General features: G+C 45.3%; 20 protein-coding genes. 12 read left to right on the top strand and 8 right to left on the bottom strand.

Annotated elements, in window-relative coordinates; all coding sequences use genetic code 11:
• Positions 1–9 precede the first annotated feature (9 nt).
• The gene (locus tag ACMXYO_RS00265) at positions 10–1,656 is read left to right on the top strand and encodes an ATP-binding protein (RefSeq protein WP_415886418.1); all 1,647 of its coding nucleotides are present in this window, start codon (positions 10–12) and stop codon (positions 1,654–1,656) included.
• An 18-nt stretch (positions 1,657–1,674) separates the two neighbouring features.
• On the opposite strand, the gene ACMXYO_RS00260 is transcribed toward ACMXYO_RS00265, so the two are convergent.
• Entirely contained in the window at positions 1,675–2,859 is a 1,185-nt protein-coding gene (locus ACMXYO_RS00260) for an EAL and HDOD domain-containing protein (RefSeq protein WP_415886417.1), read from the bottom strand.
• A 223-nt stretch (positions 2,860–3,082) separates the two neighbouring features.
• Here ACMXYO_RS00260 and ACMXYO_RS00255 point away from each other — a divergent pair, with 223 nt between their 5' ends.
• A complete protein-coding gene (locus tag ACMXYO_RS00255; RefSeq protein WP_415886416.1) occupies positions 3,083–3,667 on the top strand; it encodes an ABC transporter substrate-binding protein in 585 nt (194 codons plus the stop codon).
• Here ACMXYO_RS00255 and ACMXYO_RS00250 read toward each other — a convergent pair.
• Positions 3,664–4,811, bottom strand: a protein-coding gene (locus ACMXYO_RS00250) for an IS3 family transposase (protein WP_415885104.1) whose coding sequence is annotated in 2 segments (ribosomal slippage) — positions 3,664–4,574 and positions 4,574–4,811 — 1,149 coding nt in all. Because the reading frame shifts where the segments join, the coding sequence is not laid out codon by codon here. The genes ACMXYO_RS00255 and ACMXYO_RS00250 overlap by 4 nt on opposite strands.
• A gap of 37 nt (positions 4,812–4,848) precedes the next feature.
• Between ACMXYO_RS00250 and ACMXYO_RS00245 the strand changes: the two genes are divergently transcribed.
• The 4 genes from ACMXYO_RS00245 (at position 4,849) to ACMXYO_RS00230 (ending at position 8,005) form a co-directional block, all read left to right on the top strand.
• Positions 4,849–5,316 (top strand): hypothetical protein, encoded by a 468-nt coding sequence (locus ACMXYO_RS00245; protein ID WP_415886415.1) that lies wholly within the window; start codon positions 4,849–4,851, stop codon positions 5,314–5,316.
• Between the two features lie 22 nt (positions 5,317–5,338).
• Positions 5,339–6,184 (top strand): HAMP domain-containing protein, encoded by an 846-nt coding sequence (locus ACMXYO_RS00240; RefSeq protein ID WP_415886414.1) that lies wholly within the window; start codon positions 5,339–5,341, stop codon positions 6,182–6,184.
• Positions 6,185–6,187: 3 nt separating this feature from the next.
• Positions 6,188–7,450 (top strand): putative bifunctional diguanylate cyclase/phosphodiesterase, encoded by a 1,263-nt coding sequence (locus tag ACMXYO_RS00235; RefSeq protein ID WP_415886413.1) that lies wholly within the window; start codon positions 6,188–6,190, stop codon positions 7,448–7,450.
• A gap of 126 nt (positions 7,451–7,576) precedes the next feature.
• Positions 7,577–8,005: a response regulator gene (locus ACMXYO_RS00230; RefSeq protein WP_415886412.1), complete on the top strand. Its 429-nt coding sequence runs from the start codon at positions 7,577–7,579 to the stop codon at positions 8,003–8,005.
• Here ACMXYO_RS00230 and znuA read toward each other — a convergent pair whose 3' ends face one another.
• Entirely contained in the window at positions 8,006–8,893 is an 888-nt protein-coding gene (gene znuA / locus ACMXYO_RS00225; RefSeq protein ID WP_415886411.1) for a zinc ABC transporter substrate-binding protein ZnuA, read from the bottom strand. It lies immediately after the preceding gene.
• Between the two features lie 66 nt (positions 8,894–8,959).
• On the opposite strand from znuA, the gene ACMXYO_RS00220 reads away from it, so the two are divergent.
• From ACMXYO_RS00220 to znuB, 3 genes are read left to right on the top strand one after another with little or no spacing between them, the layout of a single operon-like run.
• Positions 8,960–9,448, top strand: coding sequence for a Fur family transcriptional regulator (locus ACMXYO_RS00220; RefSeq protein ID WP_415886410.1), 489 nt, complete (start codon positions 8,960–8,962; stop codon positions 9,446–9,448).
• A complete protein-coding gene (gene znuC / locus ACMXYO_RS00215) occupies positions 9,418–10,227 on the top strand; it encodes a zinc ABC transporter ATP-binding protein ZnuC (RefSeq protein ID WP_415886409.1) in 810 nt (269 codons plus the stop codon). Before ACMXYO_RS00220 ends, znuC begins: the two co-directional genes overlap by 31 nt.
• Entirely contained in the window at positions 10,227–11,015 is a 789-nt protein-coding gene (gene znuB, locus ACMXYO_RS00210) for a zinc ABC transporter permease subunit ZnuB (protein WP_415886408.1), read from the top strand. Before znuC ends, znuB begins: the two co-directional genes overlap by 1 nt.
• Positions 11,016–11,037: 22 nt before the next feature.
• On the opposite strand, the gene ACMXYO_RS00205 is transcribed toward znuB, so the two are convergent.
• The 3 genes from ACMXYO_RS00205 to prlC form a co-directional block, all read right to left on the bottom strand.
• The gene (locus ACMXYO_RS00205) at positions 11,038–11,898 is read right to left on the bottom strand and encodes a DMT family transporter (RefSeq protein WP_415886407.1); all 861 of its coding nucleotides are present in this window, start codon (positions 11,896–11,898) and stop codon (positions 11,038–11,040) included.
• 165 nt (positions 11,899–12,063) lie between these two features.
• Entirely contained in the window at positions 12,064–12,333 is a 270-nt protein-coding gene (locus ACMXYO_RS00200) for a YheV family putative zinc ribbon protein (RefSeq protein ID WP_415886406.1), read from the bottom strand.
• Between the two features lie 5 nt (positions 12,334–12,338).
• Positions 12,339–14,375 (bottom strand): oligopeptidase A, encoded by a 2,037-nt coding sequence (prlC, locus tag ACMXYO_RS00195; protein ID WP_415886405.1) that lies wholly within the window; start codon positions 14,373–14,375, stop codon positions 12,339–12,341.
• Between the two features lie 118 nt (positions 14,376–14,493).
• Between prlC and ACMXYO_RS00190 the strand changes: the two genes are divergently transcribed.
• The 3 genes from ACMXYO_RS00190 to ACMXYO_RS00180 all read left to right on the top strand — a co-directional run bounded on the left by ACMXYO_RS00190 (position 14,494) and on the right by ACMXYO_RS00180 (position 17,014).
• Entirely contained in the window at positions 14,494–15,036 is a 543-nt protein-coding gene (locus tag ACMXYO_RS00190; RefSeq protein WP_415886404.1) for a gamma carbonic anhydrase family protein, read from the top strand.
• Positions 15,014–15,646: a hypothetical protein gene (locus ACMXYO_RS00185; RefSeq protein ID WP_415886403.1), complete on the top strand. Its 633-nt coding sequence runs from the start codon at positions 15,014–15,016 to the stop codon at positions 15,644–15,646. Before ACMXYO_RS00190 ends, ACMXYO_RS00185 begins: the two co-directional genes overlap by 23 nt.
• A gap of 258 nt (positions 15,647–15,904) precedes the next feature.
• Positions 15,905–17,014, top strand: a complete 1,110-nt coding sequence (locus ACMXYO_RS00180) for an LbtU family siderophore porin (RefSeq protein WP_415886401.1) — start codon at positions 15,905–15,907, stop codon at positions 17,012–17,014.
• Between the two features lie 189 nt (positions 17,015–17,203).
• On the opposite strand, the gene ACMXYO_RS00175 is transcribed toward ACMXYO_RS00180, so the two are convergent.
• Positions 17,204–19,594 (bottom strand): Lon protease family protein, encoded by a 2,391-nt coding sequence (locus ACMXYO_RS00175; protein ID WP_415886400.1) that lies wholly within the window; start codon positions 19,592–19,594, stop codon positions 17,204–17,206.
• Between the two features lie 125 nt (positions 19,595–19,719).
• Positions 19,720–20,547 (bottom strand): shikimate dehydrogenase, encoded by an 828-nt coding sequence (gene aroE / locus ACMXYO_RS00170; protein ID WP_415886399.1) that lies wholly within the window; start codon positions 20,545–20,547, stop codon positions 19,720–19,722.
• Positions 20,548–20,556 lie beyond the last annotated feature (9 nt).

Raw genomic sequence — 20,556 nt, 5'->3', positions numbered from 1 at the left:
ACATAAGCTATGTTTGAAACCTCACCAAAGAAAGTTTCATCCAAAATAATCTCAGGCCGACTGGGGAAACGCTTTGCGGTTCTAATTATTGTATTTAGCTCGTTCTTCACCCTTTTTAGTACCAGCTTGCAGCTTGCCTTAGATTACCATGCAGATATCAGTCGAATAGAGCAGCAGTTCAACAACATACAAACTTCATACTTACAGGCAATTACGCTAAGTGTATGGTCTTTAGATGATTCTCAAATAGAAACGCAACTGGTAGGACTGAGCCAACTGCCAGATATAGAGTACGTTTCTATTTTGGTCGATGGCGAGACTAGTTGGGAGCAAGGTAAACCCATTTCACGCGCCACCCGAACTATAGATCTCCCTCTTGAATACAGTGCTCCTGGTATTAATACACAGAATATTGGGCAGCTTCGCGTCACCGCCAGTATCGATAATGTTTACCACCGTTTGATCAGCAAAGCCGGGGTAATCCTTATCAGTAACGGTATCAAAACGTTTTTAGTGGCGGGCTTTATTCTGCTCGTGGTTTGGCTGCATATCACCCGTCATCTACAAGCTATTTCGACATACCTCCGTGATATGGACGTTTTTACCCTTTCCAAACCGTTATCACTCAATAAGCGCAACCCACCTGAAAAACAAGACGAAATTGATACGGTAGCACTCAGCATTAATGAAATGAGAGACAGCATCTATAACTCCTACCAAGAGCTCAACGAAAACAAGCTTCACTTGCAAGAGTTAGTCGAACAGAGGGATGCTTTGCTCGAAACTGAGCGTGAATATAAAGAGACTTTGGAAGATAAAGTACAGGAACGTACTCAACAGTTAGAAAACTCCATGACCGAACTACGCTCCGCTCAGAATCTATTGGTAGAAACAGAGAAAATGGCCGCTTTAGGAAATATGGTAGCCGGCGTAGCACATGAGATTAATACCCCTATAGGGGTTTGCCGAACCGCTGCTAGTTTTCAGGGGGAACATAGTAAAGACATTCGCAATAAATTATCTGAAGGCAAACTGACTCAATCAGATTTAACCGATTTTTTAGACGGTATAGAAGAGTCCAGCGCGCTGTTTGAAGCTAATATTATTAAAGCGAGCAAGCTCATCTCGAGCTTTAAACTAATCGCGACAGACCAAAGCTTTGATGCCAAACAGCAGTTTAATCTTAAACACTATCTGGAGTCGTCAATTCAAACTATTTATCCACAGTACAAACATCAAAATGTAAATTTACACTTAGATATACCTGAGGATATAAATTTAAATAGCTACCCAGGCGCACTCCACCATATCTTGAGCAATTTGATTAACAACTCGACCATACATGGATTTGAAGACAAAGATAGTGGCAACATCAAAGTTTGTGCTTACTCTGACGAACAAAATGCCATGCTGGAATATCACGATGATGGTCGCGGCTTATCGTTAGAAGAGAGTAAGAAGCTCTTCGAACCGTTTTTCACCACAAAACGAGGTAAAGGTGGAAGCGGTTTAGGCATGTCAATTGTGTTCAATATCGTCTATCAACAACTAGGCGGGAAAATCGACCTCATTAATGCTGATCAACCCGGCTTCCATATTCGCGTGACTATGCCTTTAGAAGCGAAAGAGCACACCGCTCCTGAACAGCTGGTTTAAGCTGACAAAAGAACGGTATTAACTGAGATCTTGCAACAAATCCGAGCTCCAACTGACTGATTTGGTATAGCAATCCGCCACAAAATGGAACTCTTCACCTTTCGGTAGTTCTCCCCAATCCGCCTTAATATAAGCCTCAACTTGAGCTAACAATTTGCCTAATGGGTTATTACCACCCAGTACCGCACGCTTCACTTCAACTTGAACCGGCAATTGTTCCAACAGTTCAGGTAGTGGGATACCTAAAACCGCATCAATCCCGGAAAGTAAACCCGTCATAAAAGCAGTACCGGAATCAACATGGCTATGCCTAGAGGTCATCAACTGACACATCTTAGCTTTCATTAATAACAGTCCAATCAATTCACACGGAACTTGTTTGTTATGACATAGTGCGAATAACAACACCCATTTTTTCAGTTCAAGCAAACCGATATTAATCACCGCTTCAGATATGCTAGCAATGGTTCGACGACCACCAAGAGCAGCTGAATTCACTAGTTTTAGCAAACTAGCAACGAGTTCGGGATCACGCTGAATGATCTGTTCGATTGAATCGACGGTGGCATTAGGGCTATTCACTTCCCCGATTAACTGAAACATAACTAGCTCATTGCGTGCTAGCTTTCTTCCACTAACCAGCTGCGGTTCAGCAAAAAACCAGCCCATAAACAGATCAATACCGGCTGCTTTACAACGTTCATATTGTTCAAAGCTGGCAATATTCTCTGCCAACAATTTGATCGTCCGTTGTTGTTTAAGCTTGTGCGAAAGCTCGATCAGCTCATCATTGCTATATTTTTGGCAATCTAACCGTATGATATGAGCAAATTGATATAAGGCTGTATCAAACTCTACAGGCATAGAGATGCGGTAGCCCTCAACAGTCAACTGGTTGAGAACCTCCTCCAAATTAGATACTGATAAGGCGGCAGGGGTTAAATCAAAAACCAAGGACTCCGTTGGCAAATCGGGAAAATGAGCATCATACAACCAAGCTGCATCTACTTTGACCCAAGCGGGTAAGCACTTCACATGGCCATTATCCAAAAGATTACTAAATGCATTTACAACGACTTCTGCAGTATTGGACCCCATACTATCAGCACTAGATTGCTCATTTGCTGAAATCAATTGGTACGCATAAGTATTTAAATTTGCATCAAAAATTGGCTGCCTAGAAAAAAGTACCGGTTGATTCATCTCTTACCCATATACTAAATATCGCTACCTCATTCTAATCCCATGCCAGAATAAGCTAAATACCTAAACCTATTGATCCTAAGCAATAGTCTTAGGGATTTCCCTACAGTTTATAACGAAAATGCCCATAGCACCTTGCGCACTACCATTTATGAGCAAATACTAAACATTAGTCAATCAGAACAATCTTCAATCACCACTGTTATAGTGTTTTGGGGCCAACATGAATGGATTCATCAAGGCGAGTATCGCCTTAGCCATCGCAGTTGTTGCTATCTTATTCTTCGGGTATCAATCAACTGACTCAAAAATCTTAACTAAAGAACCACTGCCTTCAGTCAAGATTGCAGTCTCAACGACCCCACTATCTGCCCCATTCTATATTGCAGATAGGAAGGGTTTCTTTGAAGCTGAAGGGATCAATGCCGAGCTAATCTCTCTGGCTGGTGGCACTAAGTGCTTTTCAGCACTGCTAAAAAACGAGGTAGATTTAGCAACCTCTTCCAATTCGGTCATTATGTTCAATGGCTTTAAGTATGATCACTTTACTTTACTCAGTAGCTTCGTAGAGTCTGACAATGACATCAAGCTAATGAGCCTATCAGGTAGTGGAACCACCCAAGCTAAAGACCTCATATGTAAGTCAGTCGGTATTGTTAAAGGCAGTGCAAGTGAATACTTTTTACATACTTGGCTGACCTTATCTGGTGTTGATCCTAGTCAAGTATCGATAAAAGACTACAGCGTAGTAGACCTCCCCAAAGTACTAAGTTTAGGAGAGGTCTCTGAATCGCCACTAGTTCTTTAGACACCCATCAGCCGTTTCTCATATCGGTTTTCATACTCTATCGGTGATAGCTGATCATTAAAACCATGACGTCGTTTGCTGTTGTAAAACAGCTCTATGTATTCAAAGATATCACAGCGTGCATCTTCTCTGGTTGCATAAACCCTGCGGCGGATTCTTTCCCTTTTCAGTAGTTGGAAAAAGCTCTCAGCAACGGCATTGTCGTGGCAGTTACCTCGTCGGCTCATACTTCCTTTAAAGCCATGCATCTCTAAAAAGGATTGCCAATCATGGCTTGTGTACTGACTTCCCTGATCAGAATGAACAACAACCTCTGAATCAGGATTACGTCGCCATATAGCCATGAGTAAAGCGTCCAGCACTAGTTCCTTTGTAATACGGGATTGCATTGACCATCCAATAACTCGCCTTGAGAACAGGTCAACGACAATCCCCAAATACAGCCAACCCTCATGGGTTTTGATATAGGTGATATCTGTTACCCATGCTTTGTTAGGTGCAGGTACATTGAATTGCTGCTGAAGGTGGTTCGGCGTGACAATATGAACCTTGCCGCTTGTCTGGCGTGGTTTCCTGTAACCAACCTGTGCCTTCAGCCCAGCTATACGCATGAGTCGATAAACTCTATTTGGGCCACAGACTTCACCATACTCGCGCAGATCGCTATGGATCTTGCGGTAGCCATACACACCACCTGACTCCAACCAATACTGCTTGATCAATCCAGTGAGCCGTTGATCTTCTACATGGCGCTTGGAAGAAGGTTTCTTACGCCATGCGTAATACCCGCTAGGATGTACATCCAGTAACGAACAGAGCTGACGTACAGGCCAGTCCTTATGATGATCACGGATAAAGGTGTACCTCAATCGGACTGGTTGGCGAAGTACACCGCGGCTTTTTTTAATATATCCCGCTCTTCAGTGACTCGCTTCAGTTCTTTCTTGAGACGGCGTATCTCTAGCTGCTCATCTGTCTTTGCTTTATGTTCGGCTGAATCGGGGCCGTACTTCTTGATCCAGGCATAAAGGCTGTGGGTTGTAACATCGAGCCGGTTAGCTACATCAGCAACGCTGTAGCCTCGGTCAGTGACCTGTTTAACCGCTTCGATCTTGAACTCTTCCGGATAACGTTTGTTGCTCATAAGCACCTCTTTTAAAGCCATTTTCTATGGCTGAGAGATGTCTAGCAAACTAGGGGCAATTCACTCGGCCATATCCGTTTGGGAACCTTTTGCATTTACCTCTGCGTCTAACAAAAACAATCCTGCTAGCCCTCTAGATACCAAAGGGCTTTATAACCTCAGTTTTAATTTGGTGGGGCTAAAGGGGGATACCGACAACATAGAAAATGAGCTGAAAGTATTAGCGGCCTTAGATAGAGCTGTTCATTTCATTGCTGAAAACCCTGAGGAATCTCAGATGATTCTGCGGGAAAAACTGAAATTGAGTCAGGCCTTTATTGATTGGATCTGGCAGGACTACCTTTTCAAACTGTCATTGAATCAATCGCAAGTAAATTCGATCGAACAGCAAGCACGCTGGGCTATTGAATCAAAATTAGTTATCAGTGAAACAACCCCTGACTTTATCCAATTTTTTGATGCAACCGCACTGCAAAAGATAGATCCCCACGCATCATCTTTATGAATCTGAGGAAAACGTTTAAGCAATGACCATAAGAACGCGGCTGATTATATTAACGCTACTCTCTATCCTACTCTGTTTAAGCATGCTGCTTGGTTTAGGTTGGATGGATGCTCACAGAACATCACTGTTTCAGCGTATAGAAGCCATCTCACGCATCCAAGTGGAAACTAACGCCCTTCGAAGCCAATTTCGACTGCATGAACGCTATAAAGACCTAGAATCTATCGAGAAGGGCTTTCGTATTCAAAGGCAATTGCAGACGTATTTAGATGAATTAGAACCTTTTGGGCAGGATGAACAAACCTATATTCAAAGCTTACGCCACCAAAATGAGAGTATCAGCTCACTCTACAAGCTTATGATCAATGTACATCGCTCTCAGCAACTCTCGGAAAATCAATTAAACAGTCACTACTATCTACTTGACCGTTTAGATACAACACTACTGAGTATGGGTGAAGAAAGCTTTCGTCTTGAACACCGCGCTCTGACCAATGCACAGCAATACTTTCAACAAAAAGCTGCGATTATTCAGTCTGTACTACTGAGCCTGGCTGTATTGATTGCGGTTGCGACTTTCCTCACTCTGCGCCTTTTCCGTCGTAGATTAGAACAGATAGAAGCTGGGATTCAGGAACTTTCCCAGGGTAATACCGGCTGTCGTATTGAAGCAGAACATAGTGATGAGATAGGAAACCTAGCCGTCCACTTTAACGAGATGACCCAAAAGCTTGAACATAGCACAGCCTCTATCGACCAATTGCAGACAGAGGTGCATAAACGTACCTCTGAATTAGAAAAACAAAAGTATAGGTTAAAACGATTAGCTGAGCAGGACAGCCTTACAGGCCTATCGAATCGCTCGTAGTTTATGCGCAACTTGGAACAAACTATACAGCGCTGTCATGACCATCAAACCTTGGCCGCCATCTTTTTTATCGACTTAGATAAATTCAAACAGATCAATGATTCTCTCGGCCATAGCACCGGCGATGCAGTCTTAGTGGAGATGGCAAATCGTTTTAATAAAACCCTTCGCCGATCGGATCTACTTGCTCGTATTGGTGGAGATGAATTTACCGTCATCATCGATCCACTCTATCAACTTGATGATGCCGCCGAGCTCGCCCGTAAATTAATCGCCAGTTTAGAAACCCCCTATGATTACAATGGTCATTCTTTATATCTAAATGCCAGTATAGGTATCAGCATCTACCCCAATGATGGAACTGAAGCCATTGAGCTGATGAAAAATGCCGATACAGCTATGTATCAAGCTAAGAAGACTGGGGGAAATAGTTTTAATTTTTACAACAAAGGCATGAATAAACATGCACTTACTTGGCTTGAGTTAGAGGGAGATCTAAGAGAAGCGCTTAAGCTAAAACAGTTATCCGTCTACTATCAACCTCAATTTGAAATTTCGTCTCATGAACTGGTCGGAGTTGAAGCGTTGGTAAGATGGCACCATCCAAAACAAGGGTTGATCACACCCGATAAATTTATTCCATTAGCTGAAGAAAAAGGACTCATCCAACAATTAGGCACTCAGGTTCTGGAGACTGCTTGCCAACAGGTAAAAACTTGGCATGATCAGGGCGCAACAGACCTACTACTAGCAGTTAATATCTCAGCCAAACAATTAGAACATCAACAGCTGCCTCAACAGGTACAAAGCGTACTGAACAAAACTGGCTTTCCACCTCAACTGCTTGAGCTGGAAATAACCGAAAGCTGCGTCCTAAATGATCCTGAGGAAGCTATTCAGCAACTAACTCAGCTAAAGCACTTCGGTTTACGTTTAGCGTTGGACGATTTCGGTACCGGCTACTCTTCCCTCTCCTATCTCAAACGTTTACCCCTAACCAAGTTAAAAATTGATAAGTCGTTTGTCGACGGTCTAGATGAAGAATCCGATGATTACTCCATCTGCCAAGCAATAATCGCGCTGGGCAACAGTCTGAAATTAACAGTGATCGCCGAAGGGGTCGAGCAGCAAGATCAGATCGATATATTAACAACTGAGGGCTGTGATCAGATACAAGGCTTTCTTTTTGGCCAGCCAATGGCTGCTCATGAATTTGAACAACAGTACTTAAACTTACACCAGAGATGTGAATTAGAAGAGCATTAGAGAGATTGATGCAGATGGCAACGCACAAATTTTAATATTTATGACTATTGGGGCCAATCAAAAAGCCAAGTATTATCATGTTAGATATTCAACTATCTCATAGGCTTTATCGTAGAATTTTAATTCATGACTCGTAGAAAACGCCAAATCAATGTACCGCCTGAAAAAGCTGTAGTGCTGATCGTCGATGATATGCAATCCATGCGCATGATCACCCGTACCACCCTTAAAGAGATGGGGTTTCGTAAATTTGTCGAAAGCCCAAATGGCCAAGAAGCTCTCAAGCGCTTAAAGCTGATGAATATTGATCTGGTGATATGTGACTGGGATATGCCAGAAATGAACGGGATGGAGTTACTGCGCCAAATCCGAGCAGATCAACGTTTAGCAAAAGTCTCTTTTGTGATGCTAACCGCGCACGCAGAAACCGACCTAATCCATGAAAGCATAACCGTTGGGGTTGATAGTTATGTGGTTAAACCCTATCAACCCTCAACGTTGTGTGCCCGCATTAACGATCTACTCGAGCACCCTGTAGAGATCTCTTACGCTTAGTTAGCGCAAGCAGGTTTCAATATTATTCGCGAGTTGCTTGAGGAAACCTGTATATCCCTGCTGAGATGTAATATCGATCGCTAGCGGATCTAACTTACCCAGTTTCACCGGCTGCTTAGCCACAATACGCTTAATTACCTTCGCTTCAAACTGCGGTTCAGTGAAGATACAACCTACTTGATCTTTCTTAAGCATGGTTTGAATCGCTTGTAATTTTTTCGCGCCAGGCGCACGTGCGGGATCAACCGTAAAATAGCCACGCTGATTCATATCATAATGCTCAACATAAAGAGCAAAGGCATCATGAAATACAATAAAACCCTTCTCTCTTACAGGTGCTAGCTGGGTTTGAATCGCACGATCCGTAGCCAAAATATCCGCCGCAAATTGTTGGTAATTGCTGTTTAATTGCTCCGCCTGTTCTGGGTGAAGCTTAACTAGCGCTTTTTTGATCTCTGCCGCAGCTTTCAGCATTTTTACCGGGTCCATCCAAACGTGAGGATCAACGGCATGGTTATGATGATCATGTTCATCGTGATCGTGGTGGTGGTCATGATGATCGTGATGCGCTTCACCTGAACCTTCCAACAGCTGTACTGCTGGCACTTTGGAGCTGTCCAATGTTTTGCTTAAAAACTGCTCCATATCAGGGCCAACCCAAACAGCTAAATCAGCAGCATGCAGCTTGCGTAAATCAGAAGGCTTTAACGAGTAATGATGCGGCGAGCTACCTGCTGGGATCAGGGAATCAACCTCCCCCAATTCACCAACTACACCTTCAACAACTAGCTGTAATGGTTTAACACTCGCTACCACCTGAATCGGTTGATCAGCAGTCGCTGTGCTCGCAGCAAAAAGTGTTAAAAAAAGTAAGGTAATATTTTTCATCTTTCACAATACATCTCAGAAGATTAAGGGTTACAATATAACACAAACTTATAAGGTAAGAATGCTATGGCGCACACTGATCTAGCCTTTCATCCTGAACATGATCATCATGGATGCATTGAGCAAGCACTGGAAGATGCACGCTCGCTTTGTAATGAGCGTAACCTACGTTTTACGCCTATTCGCGAGCTGGTTTTAAAGACTATCTGGCAAAGTCATAAACCGCTTGGTGCCTATGAGCTTCTACCCGAACTAGCCGCTGCTGGTTTTAATTCAGCTCCACCTACGGTTTATCGAGCGCTTGAGTTTTTACAGGAGCAAGGCTTAGTACACCGTATCGCTTTGCTGAATGCTTATATCGGCTGCCCACATCCAAGTGATCAGCATGAAGGCTCCTTTCTGATCTGTCGTGTATGCAATAACGCGGTAGAAATTGATACACGGAAGGTTAGCCAAGATATCCAAAAACAAGCAGATAGCTTAGGTTTTAAACCCGAGAAACAATCTATTGAAGTGCTGGGTATATGCCCAAGTTGTCAGCAGAGTGCAGCCTAGTGAGTCCCTCTCCACATACACATGAGCCGCTGATCAAACTCGAAAATATCAACCTTTCCTTTGGTCAAAAGCACGTCTTACAAGATATTAACGCCGAGCTGCACCGTGGCTGCATCACAACACTAATTGGTCCTAATGGTGCTGGTAAGACAACCCTAGTCCGTGTAGTGCTAGGCCTACTCAAAGCTGATAGTGGTAGTTTGTGGCAGGAAGATGGCCTACGCATCGGCTACATGCCACAGAAGTTACAGATCGATAATACGTTCCCTTTAACCGTTGATCGTTTCCTGCGAACAACTCAGTGTAAAGACCCAGCAAAAATACTGGCAGCACTAACCGATGTTGGCGCTGAAAAGTTACTTAAGCAAGCAGTACATAATCTGTCAGGCGGTGAGATGCAGCGTGTCTTGCTTGCCCGCGCCCTACTTCGTGATCCTCATCTACTGGTGTTAGATGAGCCTGTGCAAGGGGTTGATATTAACGGTCAGCTTGAGCTTTATAACCTGATTGCGCGTATTCGTGATGAACGTGGCTGTGGTGTATTAATGGTCAGTCACGACCTTCACCTCGTGATGGCGGCTACAGATCATGTAGTTTGTATTAATCATCATATTTGCTGTTCTGGTCATCCTGAGCAAGTCACCAATGATCCATCCTTTACTGAGCTATTTGGCATTCAAGGCAGCGAACAGCTAGCCGTTTATAGCCATCATCATAATCATCGTCATGATGATCATGGCGACATTATTCCTGATCATAATTGTAAGGGCGGTTGTTAATGCCTGATTTTCTCTTATATGCCCTGTTAGGTGGTATTGGTGTAGCTGCGATTGCTGGCCCGCTTGGCTCTTTTGTGGTATGGCGCCGCATGGCATATTTTGGTGACACCTTAGCTCACTCCGCTCTACTCGGGGTTTCAGTAGGCTTTATGCTGCAAGTAAACCTCAACCTAGCCGTGATCTTCTGCTGTGTCGCCCTCGCCCTCATCCTAGTCGCGATGCAAAGGCAGCGAATGGTAGCTACAGACACCTTGTTAGGGATCATGGCCCATAGTTCGCTCTCTTTTGGCTTAGTTGCCGTGTCACTGTTGGAAATTCGGGTAGACCTGATGTCCTACCTATTTGGTGACCTGCTTGCTGTCGGTGTAGAAGATCTTTATTGGATCTACGGAGGCGGCCTCCTCGCACTAGTGTTGTTAAAACTTCTCTGGCAACCTCTATTGGCAATTACTATCAATGAAGAGCTTGCCCATGTTGAGGGGGTTAATGTTGCCTGGACACGCTTAGCTCTGATGCTATTGATTGCAGTCATTATCGCCGTAGCTATGAAGATTGTAGGTCTACTATTAATCACCTCATTGCTGATTATTCCTGCAGCTGCCGCAAGGCGTTTAGCCCAAAGCCCTGAGCAGATGGCCATCGGTGCCGCTATTGTAGGTAGTTTGTCAGTAATTGGAGGCTTAGGGCTGTCATGGCATTTCGATACACCTGCTGGCCCATCGGTTGTGGTGATATCCCTACTAATTTTTGTTCTGCTTTACCTACTGCCACTACGCCGAGCGGTATAGCAACAAATCCTAGGAGTGTTAATCAGCGCTTCCATAAGGCGTTGATTAGCGCACCTGCCAGAATCAAACAGCCGCCAATAGTAGTCCACAAAGTCGGGATCTCGTCAAAAAAGATCACTCCCAAAATCGCAGAAAAAATCACCTGAACATAAGCATAAGCGCTGGCTTTACCCGCCTCTTCCGCTGCCATCGCTTTGGTTAGTCCAATCTGCCCAACTTGCGTGAATACACCTACTAACAGCAGCAATAACAACGCATCCAAGCCCGGCATAACAAAGTCGCCGCCCAAAAGCAGTAACGAGGTTGGTAACGCCACCAGCGGGAAATAAAAGATAATGACAGAGCTATCTTCCGTTTGACTCAACTTACGCACGATCACATAAGCTATGGCGCTACCTAAAGCCCCAGCTAACGCAGCTAATAGACTTAACATCGGCAAGCCAATTAACCCCGCTTCGCCCGGCCGCACCATCACAACCACCCCGACGAAACTGAGTAAAATACAAAGCATCGTCGCAAGCTTGATCCGCTCGCCCAAAAATAACAGCGCTAACACCGCAGTGAATGCAGGATAGGTATACTGTAGTACCGTCGCATCAGCCAAGGTGAGGGTCGTGACTGAGTAATAAACGCAAACCAAGGCCAAAGCCCCAACGATGCCTCGCGCCAGCAAGAGCGGCTTATGCTGCCCCCAAATAGAGATGCGTTTACGTTTTACATCCAAGTAACTCAGGCCTAGCGATACTAAAGCCCTTGCCGCCACAATCTCTAAAACCGGAATACCGTAACCCGACACCGCTTTCACGCAGGCAGCCATCAAGGCAAATCCAAGCGCAGATAGCAGCATATAGCGAATAGCGATGGGTACGGCAGTTATAGACATGATTCAGGGACTTTACACAGAAATTGATAAGTGCGGGATCATACCAGATAAGCCCTCGCAAACGAGATCATTGTCAATCTGACCGGGCATGCAGGCATCTGATTACTAGATAGGGACAATCTAAAAGGTTCAAAAAAATAGGGGCTTAATAGCCCCTATCTGTTGTTAGTGGTCTTTGCGCTTAGCGCCGGGGTTCGCCGTAAACATCAGAGGCTGTGCGCCTTCCTCAATTTCAGGCTTATTTTCACGATTGACGCGTGTTTCCAATTCTTCTACAGCGGTATCTGGTTCACCATCTAAACGCATGGAATCTTCGTAATCACAACGCACGCACTCTTTGTACTCACGCTCTTCATCACGGTAAGTGCGAATACAATCCATCTCACCGCATCGTGGGCAAACAGCACCCGCTATAAATCGTTTAATAACTGTCATTTTAATTACTCGGTAATTCCACTGTGGCGAAGTAGTGCATCAACTTGCGGTTCACGACCGCGGAACGCTACAAACAGCTCCATAGGTTCGCGAGAACCGCCCATTTCTAGAATGTTCTTACGGAAATCTGCACCAGTATCTGTATTAAAGATGCCATCTTCTTCAAAACGGGAGAAGGCATCTGCCGATAGTACCTCTGCCCATTTATAACTGTAGTAACCCGCAGAATAACCGCCTGCAAAAATATGGCTAAAGCTATGCTGGAAGCGGTTAAACGCAGGCGGGGTAATCACGGCTACCTGACTACGTACTTTATTCAAAACCTCTTGAACAACCGTTTCTCCCGGCTGGTAATCACGGTGTAGAAGGAAATCGAATAGAGAGAACTCCAACTGGCGTACCATCATCATGCCTGACTGGAAGTTACGTGCCGCCAGCATCTTATCCAACAACTCTTGTGGTAGGGTTTCACCTGTCTGATAGTGACCAGAGATCAATGCCAGTGCTTCTGGCTCATAGCACCAGTTCTCTAGGAACTGACTTGGTAGCTCAACCGCATCCCAAGCAACGCCATTAATACCACTTACGTCAGCCGTTTCGATTTGGGTCAGCATGTGATGCAAACCGTGGCCAAATTCATGGAATAGGGTGGTCACTTCATTGTGATTCAGTAGGGCTGGATCATCTCCTACTGGAGAGCTGAAGTTACATACCAGATAAGCCACAGGTAACTGCAGAGAGCCATCATCTAGACGACGACGTACACGGCAATCGTCCATCCAAGCGCCACCACGTTTCTTTTCACGAGCATAAAGGTCCATAAAGAAACGAGCGATCACTTCACCATTGCGGCTAATTTCAAATAAACGCGCATCATCATGCCAACGGTCGAACGCGTCGACTTCACGCATTTCGATATCAAATAGTTTACCGGTAACCGCAAACAGACCTTCCAGTACCTTGGGAAGAGGGAAGTAAGGGCGGATCTGCTCTTCAGAAATAGAGTATTTCGCCTGCTTCAGTTTCTCGCCGTAGTAAGCTAGATCCCATGCTTGCAGATCTTCTGCGCCAAATTCAGCTTTCGCAAACTCACAAAGCTGCTCAAAATCTTGTTTAGCTACGGGTAGGCTTTTCTCAGCAAGATCATTTAAGAACTGCACAACCTGGTCAGTGTTTTCAGCCATTTTGGTCGCTAACGAGTATTCAGCGTAGTTACCAAAACCAAGCAACTGCGCCAGCTCTAAACGTAGCTCTAAGAGTTGAGAGATAACGTCTGTATTGTCCCACTTACCTTCGCCCGGACCTTGATCAGAAGCACGGGTAGAGAAGGCGGTGTAGATCTCTTTACGTAGTTCACGATCATCCGCATAAGTGATCGTCGCAAGGTAAGAAGGGAAGTCCAGTGTCACCAACCAACCTTCTTTCTCTTTCGCTGCAGCCATCTGCTTCGCCGCGGCTAACGCCATAGGCGGCAGGCCCGCAAGATCAGATTCAGAGGTCAGCAGTTTACTCCAGTCATCGCTGGCATCCATTACGTTTTCAGAGAACTTTGTCGTCAACTCAGATAGTTTCTGTTGTAGTTCTGCGTAACGCTGCTGCTCTTCGGGGTTCAGAGCAATACCGGATAATCGGAAGTCACGTAGAGTATTGTTGACGACTTTCTGCTGCGCCTCGCTTAGCTGAGAAAATTGGTCACTTTCAGCAAACTGATTAAATGCTTGGTACAAACCTTGATGCTGACCCATCTCAGTCCAGTATTGGGACAGCTTAGGCAAGCACGCATTGTAGGCATCACGCAGCTCATCACTGTTCACCACCGAGTTCATGTGCGAAACAGGCGACCAAGCTTTAGCTAAACGGTCATTCATCTCTTCAAGAGGAGCAACTAGAGAATCCCAGCTAGGTACAGATAGTTCTTGTAGAATACGTTCAACCGTTGCTCTACTGTCCGTCAGCAATTGATCGATTGCGGCTTCGATTTGATCAGGTTTGATCTGACTGAATGCTGGTAACAACTGTGGTTCAAGCATTGGGTTACTCATATAAAGCTAGCTCCATCGGCGAGATATCGTTCCTAATACATGGGACTAAATCTTAATTTTTCAATTCCCCTAAGCTATTTCATAATAGATACTTCCCAATTTCTAGCGAGCAACAATTATGAATGTACGTACTTATCAAGGCTTCACTCCCAAACTAGGGGAGCGGGTTTTTGTTGATCCTAGCGCGGTCGTGCTTGGAGATGTCGAGATTGGTGACGATTGCTCGATCTGGCCGCTCACCGTAATTCGTGGCGATATGCACCACATTCGTATTGGCGCACGTACCAGCGTGCAAGATGGTTCTGTTCTACATATCACCCATGCTGGTCCCTATAACCCAGACGGCTTCCCATTGATCATTGGCGATGACGTCACTATTGGACACCAAGCTATGCTACACGGCTGCACAATTGGTAGCCGAGTTTTAGTAGGCATGGGTGCGATGGTTATGGATGGCGCTATTGTTGAAGATGAAGTGATCATCGGCGCGGGTTCCCTAGTACCACCAGGTAAAAAACTAGAAAGCGGCTACCTTTACGTTGGCCGTCCTGCGAAACAACAACGAGAACTCACAGAAAAAGAGCGCTCCTTCTTCAGTTATACTGCTGGAAACTATGTGAAACTTAAGGACAAGCACCTTGAAGAAGATTACGCAGGCTAACAGTCTGATCCTGGCCACGCTGCTTGTAAGCGGTTGTGGCTATAACATCCAGAGCTCACCAACCGCTTGGGTTAAATCCTATGAGGTAGAGGTATCCAATACAGAAAAGGGCGCAAGCTATTCCCTCTGTAAAAGCTTTGGTTGCGATCGAAGATCTTCAATACAGTTTGATGCTGACGAGCTAGACCAAGTTCGCCAGCACTTCTCACCACCAGCAGCTACAGCAGAGGAAGAGCGTTTAAAGATAGCTACAGGCATTGCTCTATTTGAGAAAATCACCGGCCCAAAACTACGAACTTTTGGCGATCAAGCAGCCAATAACACCTCCTTTATCAGCCGTTCAAATCAATTGGATTGTGTCGCTGAGAGCCTCAATACAACTCGTTATCTTTTAGTTTTACAGCAGATGAACCTCTTACATTTCCACCGACCTGGCGGAAATGTTCACCGCGGCCCCTTCACATTAAATGCGCCCCATAACAGCGCTACTATCGTTCAGCTAGATAATCAGCAAGCCTTTGCTGTGGACTCTTGGTTTGGCGCTAATGCTGAACCTGCTTGGATTACGCCTGTGGATAACTGGTTAACCGGCGCTGACCCTGAAGACTAGCTGCTGATTATAATTCAAACAATAGTTGATAATAGTTATCAACAGCATTAGTATCCCCGCCAACACCTTACTTTCTTTACATTTTGAGCTTTATCTTCAGCAGGTTAAGCGCCTGTGGATATCTATTGGGCTCAGAAAGTTTGCTGCCAATTTCTGAACCGACTAAGAACATTTATAAAACTACGACGTCTTATTTGCTGAGATGAGTGAACGCATGTAGCAAACAAGGCTGTGAACAACTTAATAGAAGGGAACAACATGAAAAAAACCACGATCGCCACGCTAGTTGCTGCAGCAATGACATCAACCACACCTGCGTTTGCAACCGATGTTGCTAAAGAGTTAGCGGCAATGAAAGCACGCATCGCACAACTTGAAGCACAGCTGGCTGCTCAGCAAGCAACAACACAAAAGCTAGAGCAAAAAACTGAAGCTCAAGCTGGAGCTACACCATCAAACGGTGGCTTCGCTGAAAACGTGAGTGTAGGCGGTGAAGTAACCTTGCTAGCACAGCAAGTTGAGACTGATGGCGAAAACAGCGTTGGTGATGTTTTAGTTGATACCTTCGAACTTGAAATTGCTGCTGATATTAACGAAAACGTTAAAGTGTCTACGTTAATCGAATACCTATCTGCAGACGAGAAACTGGATCTTGCTGAAGCTTACGTGGTGATAGGTTCCGAAGACAATCCTCTAAGCTTCACACTGGGTAAAGCCGCTCACCCTCTACTAGTAGGTGATTCTGCAGCATTTACAGACCCAATTGCATTCGACATTTTCGATGCAAAAGAAGGTCTAGCGATGCTCAGCTACCAAAATGAGATGATTCAGCTAGATACCTACGTGCTTAACAACTCTGCAGAAGGTAACGAAGGTTTAGATACCTTCGGTCTTAACTTCGGCACTACATTCAGTAATGGCGTTTCTCTAGGTGCAGGTTATGTAACTGACGTTGCGAACACAGCAGGTCCGTTTTCTGAGCTAGGCGGTCTAACTGAAAAAATCGATGCGTGGCGCGTAAATGCATTGGTTGAAGCGAATGACTTGGCGCTGTTTGCAGAGTATATCCAGCTAGGTAGATCTAATTTAGCAGGCGAGCCAAGTTTCCTTCATTTAGGTGCTGGCTACGGTACACAGATCCTAGGCGCAGACGGAACACTTTTCCTAGGTTACAGCGAATCTGACGAAGCTGAAGATATCGATAATGTAGCGGGTATCGACTACGAACTACCTGAAAAGCGTTTAGCGTTAGGTGTAACGCGTTCTCTAGGAGAAAATGCTGAAGTGACTGCGGAATATGTTCGCGAAGAAGCTTACAGCGACACAGATAGCGATATCCTGAATGTTGCGGTAACAACGACTTTCTAAGCTGGGCTTAGCGAGTTGTTAAAATGTGACTGACCAACGCTGAATCCCCCTTCAATCATCAGCGCTGGTCGTCACAATACTCTGTACAGACAGATATTCTGTAAACATTACTGTTAATGATATCTGTTATCACTTTGGCAGGGAACGCTCCTATGGAATTAAATCCTTTAGAAGGAGATTTTCCGCACTTTATTTTTCCGACTTAACGTCTAGCTTTGCCGAAGAAATTTCCCGTAAACGCTTAACCACTTGAGCATTAATACTACGTTGCGTGAACGTACCATCAGCCTTGCGTTTACCGGGTTTTTTGCCCATCAAAATCTCTAAGCAGTCATCCACATGACCAACCGCATGCACAGAGAATAACCCCTCTTTAACCGCCTCGACAACCTCTTCTTTGAGCATCAGATTGCGCACATTGGCTTTAGGGATAATAACCCCTTGCTCGCCGGTAAGACCCCGCGTTTTACAGAGGTGAAAGAAGCCCTCTATTTTCTCGTTTACACCGCCAATCGCCTGCACTTCACCGTACTGGTTGATCGAACCTGTGGTCGCAAAGCTCTGACTAATCGGTATATGGGTCAACGCTGACAATAGGGTACAGACCTCTGCTAGCGAGGCGCTATCTCCATCAACGTAACCGTAAGATTGCTCCAAAGCGATGCTAGCAGAGATCGCCAATGGGAAGTCCTGAGCATATTGATGACCTAAGAAGCCCGATAGGATTAAAACGCCTTTTGAATGGATTGGCTGACCTAAGGCCACCTCGCGTTCGATATCAACGATTCCGCGATTACCAGGATGCACCGTTGCAGTAATACGCGCAGGCGTACCAAAAGCAACATCACCCACTTGGAGCACAGTTAGACCATTGGTTTTACCGACGGCTTCACCTTGGGTGTCGATCAACACCGTTTGATTCAGAATGTCTTCTTCGATCTTTTCAGACATACGAGAAGTGCGACGTTCTTTCGCACTCAGCGCCATCTCGACATGATCTGCATTGATAAGTTCATCTTCCTCTTTAATGCGCTTAAAATCAGCTTCACATAACAGATCAACCAACTCACCAATATGAGCCGACAGCAACTCCTGATCTTCTGCCTGACGGGAGCTATGCTCAACTAAACGCGCCACCGCTCGACGCGTTAAGGGGGCTAAGCCCTCCTCATCGGCTAACGTTTTCATCAAACGCGCATAATGCCTAATCGATTGAGGCGTTCTTTTTACATCCTCATCAAAGTCCACCACGACTCGAAACATTTTTTCAAAGTCATGATCGAGTTCTTGTAGCAAATAGTAGATATTGCGCGCCCCTATCAAGACGATTTTCACTGATAGTGGCACCGCCTGAGGGGTTAGGGTTATCGTGCTTATACCCGCGTATTCACTTGCAGGACTTTCAATTCGAATCTCGTCGGATTTAAGCGCACGTTTTAGCGCCCCATAAACAAAGGGCTGCTCCAGTAGTTTCTCCGCTTCCAATACCAAATAGCCGCCATTCGCTCGATGTAAAGCACCAGATCGGATAAGCTTGTAGGTAGTGGATAAAGCCCCCATTTCGGACGTGTACTCTACACGCCCAAACAAATTTTCATAGCTAGGGTGCGATTCGTATACAACCGGGGCACCTTTCACCTTATCGTTATCCACAAGCAGATTAACGCCATAATTGCTTTCTAAATAAGCACGGCGGCTAGCATCAGTTAACGGCTCAATTAGCTTTTCATCGCCGACAATTTCAGCGCAGTTTTTAACTAACGACGTTTCCATCTCTGACAGATAATCTGTCGCCGCCGCAATATTGGCGTACTTATCTTTCAACGGTTGGAAAAGCGGGGAGATCGACTGCCGTGTTGTATCACGATCGAGATTTTTCAGTTTTTCTGCTGCCTCACGTCGCCACTGCGGTAGGCCTGTTAGCGCTTCATTTAACTTATCTTCAAGATCAGAGATCGCCTTAGTAAAGCCATCACGGATCTCTTCAGGCAACTGCGAAAAGACCGCCTCATCCATCGCTTGCCCTTCTGCAACCGGAGTAAAGCCGATACTGCCTGCATCACGGTAGACCGCAATGCTATGCTCACGCGCCTCTCGCTCAACACCTTCTATCGCCTGATCATAATAACGATTGAGTTCACGTTCGATTTTACTCTTTTTACGCTGGTACGAAGGGCTTTCAAAGGCTGCAGGCATCTCTGACAGCACCGCTTCGATGATGTTTTTAATATCACGCTTAAACTGCTGAGCCTTTCCAGCAGGAAAGGGAATCGCTAAAGGATTGCGGTTATCCTTTAGGTTGTTCAGATAAACCCAATCGCCCGGCTTTTTCTCTTTTTTCGCCGTGGTTTTGAGGTTCTCCATCGCAAAGGAGAAACGCCCCGTATGAGGATTACCCATCACAAACAAGTTATAGCCTGGACGGCGCATGCCGATACCAAAATCCATCGCTTCAATGGCTCGTGTTTGGCCGAAGAAACCAGAAAAAGGCTCAAGCGTAGACGTATTTTTGAAAGGTAGTAATTCAGGATCGCAGCGAAAATAAAGCTGCTCAGTAGATAGTCGGGTTTCCGTTACCATAAGGTACTCCCGCAGCAGACTGAAAAGTTAACACTATGCAGTGTTCGTATTTCAGTTATACGCCGCGAGAGAGCCCCATGCAAGTCTGCTTTGATAAAATTTATAAAGCGACTGTTGTATTAAAATCAAACAGTTATTGCTGCACGGATATCAGAGATAACGGTTTTAGAGTCAGGGTCTAAGCCACGCCAGATTCTGAAAGATTCCGCAGCCTGCTCCACTAACATACCTAGGCCATCAATGGACTTTTCTGCCCCTTGTTCAGTCGCCCAAGCACAAAAAGCAGTTGGCTCTGCGGCATACATCATGTCGTAGCACCAAGCACCTTGTGCCAGTACATTTTCCGGAAGAGGAGGGATCTCACCTTGCAAGCTGGCAGCAGTACCATTAATGATAAGATCAAAGCTTTGGCCTGCTAGCTCATCATAACCACCACCCGATACGTTACCAAGATCGGTAACCAACCCAGCAAGCTCTTCGGCTTTAGAAGCAGTACGGTTTGCGATAACTAACAGCTCAGGATTTTGCTCTAATACTGGCTGTAAAACGCCACGAACAGCACCACCAGCACCTAGGATAAGCACCTTTTTACCTTCAATCGTACCACCATTGTTACGTACGATATCACGCACCATGCCAACACCGTCGGTGTTATCACCACACAAGCGGCCTTGGTCATCGCGGTACAAGGTATTTACCGCACCCGCCAGTTCAGCACGCGGACTTCTAACTTCAGCTAATGCCCAAGCTTCCTGCTTAAACGGAATAGTAATATTCAAACCTCGACCATCACCCGACAAGAAATCAGTTACGTAACCTGAAAAGTTATCTTCAGGTACGCAGATCGCTTCATAAGTTAGATCCTGAGCTGTACTCGATGCAAATGCAGCGTGGATTTGAGGCGATTTAGAGTGCTTAATCGGATTGCCAAATACCGCGTAACGATCAGTCATAATTCGCCC

The organism is Neptuniibacter sp. QD37_6 (assembly GCF_047778085.1).
In the GTDB taxonomy this organism is placed as follows: Bacteria; Pseudomonadota; Gammaproteobacteria; order Pseudomonadales; family Balneatricaceae; genus Neptuniibacter.
The sequence above is the reverse complement of the archived record's forward strand: the minus strand, read 5'-3'. Positions and strand labels throughout refer to the sequence as shown.